At 48.9% G+C, this 7,754-nt stretch carries 5 protein-coding genes; all 5 read left to right on the plus strand.

Going from position 1 to position 7,754, the window contains the following annotated elements:
- Positions 1 to 448 precede the first annotated feature (448 nt).
- The 5 genes from tig (at position 449) to ABGY95_RS03355 (ending at position 7,531) form a co-directional block, all read left to right on the plus strand.
- Positions 449 to 1,780, plus strand: coding sequence for a trigger factor (tig, locus tag ABGY95_RS03335; RefSeq protein ID WP_347440281.1), 1,332 nt, complete (start codon positions 449 to 451; stop codon positions 1,778 to 1,780).
- 25 nt (positions 1,781 to 1,805) lie between these two features.
- Positions 1,806 to 2,471 (plus strand): ATP-dependent Clp protease proteolytic subunit, encoded by a 666-nt coding sequence (locus tag ABGY95_RS03340; protein WP_347440282.1) that lies wholly within the window; start codon positions 1,806 to 1,808, stop codon positions 2,469 to 2,471.
- A gap of 159 nt (positions 2,472 to 2,630) precedes the next feature.
- Positions 2,631 to 3,917 carry an ATP-dependent Clp protease ATP-binding subunit ClpX gene (gene clpX / locus ABGY95_RS03345; RefSeq protein ID WP_347440283.1) on the plus strand — a complete coding sequence of 429 codons (1,287 nt, stop codon included), beginning with the start codon at positions 2,631 to 2,633 and terminating at the stop codon, positions 3,915 to 3,917.
- A 389-nt stretch (positions 3,918 to 4,306) separates the two neighbouring features.
- Positions 4,307 to 6,853, plus strand: a complete 2,547-nt coding sequence (locus ABGY95_RS03350; RefSeq protein ID WP_347440284.1) for a DUF3516 domain-containing protein — start codon at positions 4,307 to 4,309, stop codon at positions 6,851 to 6,853.
- A gap of 117 nt (positions 6,854 to 6,970) precedes the next feature.
- A complete protein-coding gene (locus tag ABGY95_RS03355) occupies positions 6,971 to 7,531 on the plus strand; it encodes a hypothetical protein (protein WP_347440285.1) in 561 nt (186 codons plus the stop codon).
- Positions 7,532 to 7,754 lie beyond the last annotated feature (223 nt).

Here is a 7,754-nt window from a genome sequence, read left to right on the forward strand (position 1 = left end):
ATCCAGATCACTGAGTTGCAAAGTGTGGGTCTTCCGATTACTCGCAAGCTTTATGGTCACCTCAGTTTTGCTGGCTTTCTGTAAATAGACATCAATCGTCTTGCCTTGAATATGAGTTAAAGCCACAGATTTAGTCTGAGCTGATGCTTCAAAATAGCCATTCAGAAGCGTTAAACAACATAGGTTCACCACGAGCTTGATCGTTCGTTAAAAAATGGACACGTATTCTTGTGCCAGAAAATCAAGGATTTGATAACCCTAACACCCTCAAAAACACACCAAGAAATCGACAATCTAAAGCTTAAATAGGAAAAATCGTCAATGTTAGTGACCACATTGTCTTTTCGGCTTTGACCTTCTGATAAAAGTTGCCTAATTTCCCGCTCCCGCGCTAAAGGGCACACACAGCCAAGCTCGGTAACGATCACTAAATCGAACCAATTTCGTCATGAATATCACAGTAGAAAAGAACACATGTGCCGCAACAGTCAACGTTGTGGTTCCCGCTGAAAAAGTAGCTTCAGAGCGCAAAACTATTCTCAAGTCTTACATCGGTCAGGCCAGCATTCCAGGTTTCCGCCAAGGTAAAGCTCCTGTGAAAATCATTGAGAAGCGTTACGAAAAGGAAATCGAAGGCGAGCTCGCTAACCGCCTTGTTCAAGCTGGTTGCGATGCCGCAATCAAGCAAGAAGAACTCAAGGTTCTCAACGTACAGGTTCCACAAGCACCAACTTTCAAGGACGACGGAGCTTTCACATTCGCAACATCCATCACTCTTGCCCCTGAGTTCGAACTACCAGAGTACAAAGGCCTCTCTATCGACGTTCCATCTGCTACAGTAAATGAGGAAGACGTCGCAAACTCTCTCACTGAGCTTCAGCAACGTTTCGCTGAGTTCACAGAAATCTCTGACCGTGCGCTCGAAGACAACGACTTCGCTGTCATTGACTTTACAGCAACTCTCGACGGTAAGCCAGTAGCAGAAGCTATCGGCAAGCCAGCAGGTTTCCTCGAAGGCCGCGAAGGTCACTGGGTAAAGATCGAAGAAGATTCATTTCTTCCAACATTCGGGCCTCAACTTAAAGGTCTCAAGATTGACGAAGAAAAAGAAGTCACAGTTTCTATCGGTGAAGACTTCCCAATCTCTGATGTTCGTGGAACTGACGTCGTATTCGCAGTCACAATCAAGGAAATCAAAGTACAGGAACTCCCAGAACTCAACGACGAGTTCGCAGGCAAACTTCTACCAGAAAAGGGTATCGACGAACTCAAGGACGTGATCAAAGAGCAACTCGGTCAAGAAAAGACTCGTGCTGCTGAAGACGCGAAAGTGAACCAGATCGTTGAGCAACTCAACCAAGCTGTTGACTTCGAACTTCCAGAAGAACTCGTTGCTGCTGAAACTCAAGGCAACATCCAAGGAATGACGCAGCGTGCAATGCAGCAGGGCATGACTCAGGAAATGCTCGAGTCACAGAAGGAAGAGCTTGAAGAAAACGCAGCTGCTCAAGCTCGTACGAACCTCAAGACAAACTTCCTACTTCAGGAAATCGCATTCAAAGAAGAGATCAAAGTCGAAGACCAAGATGTGCTCCAGCGCATCTACCAGATGGCTCAACAGGAGAACAAAGCTCCTAAGAAGTATATCAAGGAACTTCAGAAAAACAACGCCATCCAAAACGTTCGCAACTCCGTACTTATCGGCAAGACAATTGACTTTTTGGTAGAGAACGCGAAAGTAACTGGCGAAACTGTTACTGAAGAAAAAACTGATGCTTAATCCCAACATCCATAACTCCAATCCTATGGCCCCGCAGGCCAACTATTACCCGATCCCTACAGTCATCGAATCCGATGGCCGTGGCGAACGCGGATATGATATCTACTCACGCCTGCTCAAGGACCGTATTATCTTCATTGGCACTGCCATTGATGACCACGTCGCAAACGCAGTCATCGCGCAGCTCCTGTTCTTGCAGATGCAAGATCCGAAGAAAGACATCCACGTCTACATCAACTCACCTGGTGGCTCTGTCACTGCTGGTCTTGCGATGTACGACACTATGCAATTCCTCACATGTGATGTGAACACCTACTGTATCGGTATCTGTGCCTCAATGGGCTCTGTTCTCCTCACTGCGGGTACCAAAGGTAAGCGCTTCTGCCTTCCTAACTCACACGTAATGATCCACCAGGTTTCTGGCGGAGCTCAAGGTACAGCATCTGATGTTGAGCGCACAGTCGAGTTCATGTACGGCCTCAAAAGCCGCCTGAACAACATCCTCGCCAAGCACACAGGAAAAACTCCTAAGCAGCTTGAAAAGGACGCTGACCGCGACAACTACATGTCTGCGGAAGAAGCTGTTGCCTACGGCCTCGTGGACAAAGTCCTCGAGATAAGTAACACTCCAGACAAGAAGAAGAAAGTCAACTCTTTCCTCATCTTTCTAAGGGCGCTAGTTACTCTCTAGCGCCCTTTTCTTCAACTAAATGCAACTTGCAGGACATTCTATTCCCAGTCATCTAGTGTAGACGTACGAGCTCGATGATCGTATATATATTCCTCATCCGATTTCACCACACACTTCAAACTTAACTCACCTAGAATACACAAACTCTAGGTCACCATCATGGCTCGTTCAAACAACCTAACATTGTGCTCCTTTTGTGGCAAAAGTCACTCTGAAGTAAAAAAACTCGTCGCTGGCCCTGGCGTCTATATCTGCGATGGATGCATCGAAGTATGCTCCACCATTTTACAAAAAGAGCTTAACGGCGTTACCAAATACAGCAAATCACCGACGGATATCAATGCCCCAGCAACACAGCACACCGATATCCTCACTCCTTCTGAGATATGTGATCGACTCAATGATTACATCATCGGCCAAGAGCATGCAAAAAAGACACTCTCAGTTGCTGTCTATAATCATTACCAGCGCCTCCGCCAACACGATCATCAGCACGATCCTGAACTCGAAGACGTGGAAATTGAAAAGTCTAACATTCTAATGCTTGGCCCCACGGGATCAGGCAAAACACTTCTAGCACGCACACTCGCACGCGTACTCGACGTCCCCTTCTCCATCGTGGACGCCACCACCCTTACTGAAGCTGGCTACGTGGGTGATGATGTAGAGAACATCATCCTCCGCCTCCTGCAAGCAGCGGGCGGAGACGTAGCAAAAGCTGAGCGCGGTATCATTTATGTGGATGAGATCGACAAGATTGGGCGGAAGACTGAAAACGTCTCCATCACGCGTGACGTATCAGGTGAAGGTGTCCAGCAAGCACTACTTAAAATTTTAGAAGGCACTGTTTGTAATGTCCCACCGCAAGGCGGCCGCAAGCACCCGCAGCAAGAGTACATTCAGGTCAATACCGAGAAGATTCTCTTCGTGGTTGGTGGTGCATTCGTCGGGATGGAAGACCTTGTTCGAGACCGTTTAGGCAAGCGTTCACTCGGCTTTAAAGTTTCCGAAGAAGACATCACGCACAAAGAAGACCGCGACCTACTCACGATGGTGCAGCCTGAAGACCTACTACACTTCGGTCTCATCCCTGAATTTATCGGACGCCTTCCTGTCTTCTCCTCACTCCGCCGTCTCGACGAAGAAGAACTCGTTCAGATTCTCACTGAGCCGAAAAATGCTATGGTAAAGCAATACCAGAAGCTCCTTAGCATGAATGACGTCAAGCTAATCATCACCAAGGACGGCCTCACAGCTCTCGCTGAAGAAGCTGTTCGACGTGGAACTGGAGCTCGTGCGCTTCGCTCAATCATAGAGAAAATAATGCTCGACGTAATGTACGATGTGCCAAGCCGCAAGGACCTAGAGAGCGTCACTATAAACCGCGCTGTCGTTACTGGTAAAAAAACTCCAATCCTTAAAAAGAAAAAGAGTAGCGCTGCTTAAATCTAACTAGCAGACACCTCAAACTCTCTATTCCACACGAGAAATCGTGTGGAATTTTTTTATCCTGCCGTAGGCATTTTCGAACGCTACATTCTCTAACCACGTTCTGCGGACTCTAGTACAGTGCTCAGTAAGATAACCTTCACAAAGATGTGGCCAACTGTTAGTTCATAGACTTTGTTCACTCCCTCACGCTTATGGTGGGGACATTGAGAATGTCGACCCTTCCTACAGCTGTTCGCATGTCGACTAGTCTACGATATTACCCACTAGTCCAAGTAAGTCTATTCACTCACTAGATGGAAATTCTCACTAGCTAATCAGCCAAGCCTACGGCTTTCCCACACTTTAGCCTTCCCTCTTCCTACTCCGCCCGTATCACTTGCCTCATGCAATTGACTAAGCCAACGGGAGAGTTCGATAACGATGACGCTCTCAACCATTTCCTCACAACGGTGCTGGAGGCTGGGGTCGAGCTCTACGACCATCAGGAAGAAGCTATCTTGGAGGTTTTTGCGGGTAACAACGTGATTCTCAACACTCCCACTGGCTCAGGAAAATCGATGGTGGCTCTCGCCCACCATTACAAGTCATTCTGCGATAACCGCATTTCTTACTACACTGTCCCGATTAAGGCACTGGCTAACGAGAAATTCCTCTCGCTCTGCAACTCTTTTGGCCCAGAGAATGTGGGGATGATCACTGGCGATGCCACGATAAACCCCACTGCGCCTATCATTTGCTGCACAGCGGAAATCCTCTCTAACCTCGCCCTGCGCGACGGAGCGCGAGCTAAGGTGGATGACGTCATCATGGACGAATTTCACTACTACTCAGATGCTGAGCGTGGAATTGCTTGGCAAATCCCTCTACTGACCCTGCCGCAGGCTCGCTTCTCCTTGATGTCAGCCACCATCGGCGACACCCAATTTTTTAAGACAGTGCTGAGCGAACTCACTGGTGCTGAGACCGCCTTGGTGCAATCTGAGCAACGCCCAGTCCCTCTCGAGTTCGACTACTCCGAAACTCCTCTTGCTGAAAAAGTAGTGGAGTTAGTCGAAGCCAACAAAGCTCCGGTCTACTTAGTGCATTTTTCACAGCGCTCTGCTGCCGAGTCCTCGCAAAACCTGCTCTCACATAACTTCTGTAGTAAGGAAGAGAAAAAAGAACTCGCGGAAGCTCTGCATAATGCCAACTTTAGATCCCCCTATGGTAAAGAAATAAGCAAGATGCTGCGCCACGGCATCGGCATCCACCATGCTGGATTGCTCCCTAAATACCGCATTCTTGTAGAGAAGCTGACTCAGCGCGGCTTGCTAAAAGTCATCTGTGGCACTGACACTCTAGGTGTCGGTGTCAACGTGCCTATTCGCTCTGTCCTGTTTACTCAGCTCTGTAAATTTGACGGGGCAGGCGTCAAAATCCTTACTGTCCGCGACTTCAAACAAATTGCTGGTCGTGCTGGCCGCCGAGGGTTCGACGACCGTGGGTATGTCGTTGCCCAGGCGCCAGAGCATATCATCGAAAATCTCAAGCTCGAAGCCAAGGCGGCAGCTTCCAAAAAGAAGAAAAAGTTCGTCAAAAAGAAGGCACCAGACTTCGGCTTCGTCTCTTGGAATAAGGAAACTTTTGAAAAGCTGGAAGCCTCAGCACCCGAACCGCTCAAATCAAGCTTCCGCCTGCGCCACAATCTGATTCTAAATCTCCTCGGACGCACACACGAAGACGGCTGTGCCGCGCTGAAAAAGCTGATCAACGATTGCCACGAAACTGAGACAGCTAAGAAAAAACTTCGCATCCAAGCGCGAGAAATGTTCATCGCACTCGTCCGTGGTGGCGTGCTCACCATCATTCCCCCAGCCGAGCGCAACCCCGAACCAAACTCACCGAAAGTGAAGCTGCACATCGACCTTCAAGACGATTTCACGATGAACCAAGCTCTCGGCCTCTACCTGCTAGAGACCATCCCTGAGCTTGACCGAGAGCACCCGAGCTACGGGCTTCAGGTGATTTCCTTGATCGAATCGATTCTTGAAGACCCGGCTGCGCTCCTCAAGGCTCAAGTCAACAAAGCGAAAGGAGCACTGATCGCTGAACTTCGCGAGGAAGGAGTGAGTTACGATGAACGGATGGAAAGGCTCGAAGACGTCAACTACCCACAACCGGGGAAGGACTTCATCTACGATACTTTCAACAAATTCCGAGCCAAGCACCCCTGGGTTCAATCCGAAGGTATCCGGCCCAAATCGATTGCTCGCGAGATGTTCGAGGAGTACATGGACTTCGAGGACTTCATCAAAGACTACAAGCTAGAGCGCTCTGAGGCTATTCTTCTGCGCCACCTGTCTGAGGTCTATAAAGTGCTCGCGCAAACTGTCGCTCCCAGCCTGAAAGACGATATACTACTCGAAGCTGAAACCTACCTCAAAGACCATGTCACCTCAGTCGATTCCTCACTGATTGATGAGTGGGAACTAATGCAGAACCCAAACTACTTGGAAGAGAAGGAAGCAAAGCAAAAAGAAGCGGCCCAGCGGCCGCTCACCCAGCAGACAAAAAAATTCACCAAACTCGTGCGCGAAAAGTCCCTGACAGCGCTCAAGCACCTTTCTTACGACGACATACCATCCTTCTTGGAGCAATTTCAATCAACCGACTCAGAAGGAGTCGCGTGGACCTCTGCCAGGCTCGACCCATTGATTGACGGCTACTTCGACGCCGAGCACCATAGCATCCGACTCGACCCAGAAGCGCGTAATGTGAAGCACACCCAGATCGATCAATCGTCTGACAAAAACCACTGGAAAGTCACTCAAATCCTCTGCGACCCCGACGAAAAAAATGATTGGTCGATTACCATCAAAGTCGACCTAGACGCCTCAAATCTAGAAAAAACTCCGGTTTTCCAGTTAGAAAACCTATCAAGTATCAGTTAGTTGTAGAAAAATAGAGGCTCTCAGCCGATTTCTAATAGTTGAATAAATCGCTGTCTAACTCGATGAGAACTTTGCAGAGTATCGGATCTATAGGTTTTAGCCTATCGGGATCCCGCTATGCAAATCCAACTCTATCTCAGCGCCGAAGTGCAATCCCACTTCATCATACCTCCGCAAGACATCCAGAGTGACAGCGCCACACTGCTTTCCTCCAATTGGAAAGCACTCTGGGGCTGTGAGCACCTCATCAGCACTGATGACGGGCTCGAGCACCTTTTTCTTTTCACCAATGCAGTCAGTAAATACAGCCTCATTCTTGTCGATCGGTATAATGACCTCGCCAGCCTGCTAGGAAGCTTCCAACAACATCTCCTGCTTGCCCTGCACGAGCACGGCTGCCCATTCCCTGCGAATGAAGAGGAAGTCGATTTCCACTTGCTCTCAGGAGCACCTCACCCCCTCACGCTGCATATGCTCTTCCTAGGTGATCTAGCGATCGAACACCTCATTGCTAACGATGCCGACGTAGAAGCCGCTGAGGTGCGACTCAACACCTACGAAAGCCTCTCACACCCTATTTCAGCCAGCAATGCCATGCGCCAACGCTTGCAGCCAGCACAAGTCTCCTATGCCGGCCAAACCATCGTGCCATTCATTCCGAAAGTTGCAGTAAGGTGAAAGGTAAATAGATGGTAAGTGCCGCTCATGGCTCGAAGCTCCTCAATACGCCTCTTACTGCCGCATCGTCTTCCTAAAGAATTCTTTTTCTCTCCGCTTAAGGGCACCTCCGGCAACTAGCGTTGGTGGTGCTGGAAAGAATTTCAAGCAAGGCAAGGCGTGATGATTGAACGGATTCATATCCGTGAGCGAAGAACAACGAAGCCCTGCGCAGAAAGTCTTT

Origin of the sequence: Rubritalea sp. (assembly GCF_039830215.1) — a bacterium.
In the GTDB taxonomy this organism is placed as follows: Bacteria; Verrucomicrobiota; Verrucomicrobiia; order Verrucomicrobiales; family Akkermansiaceae; genus Rubritalea.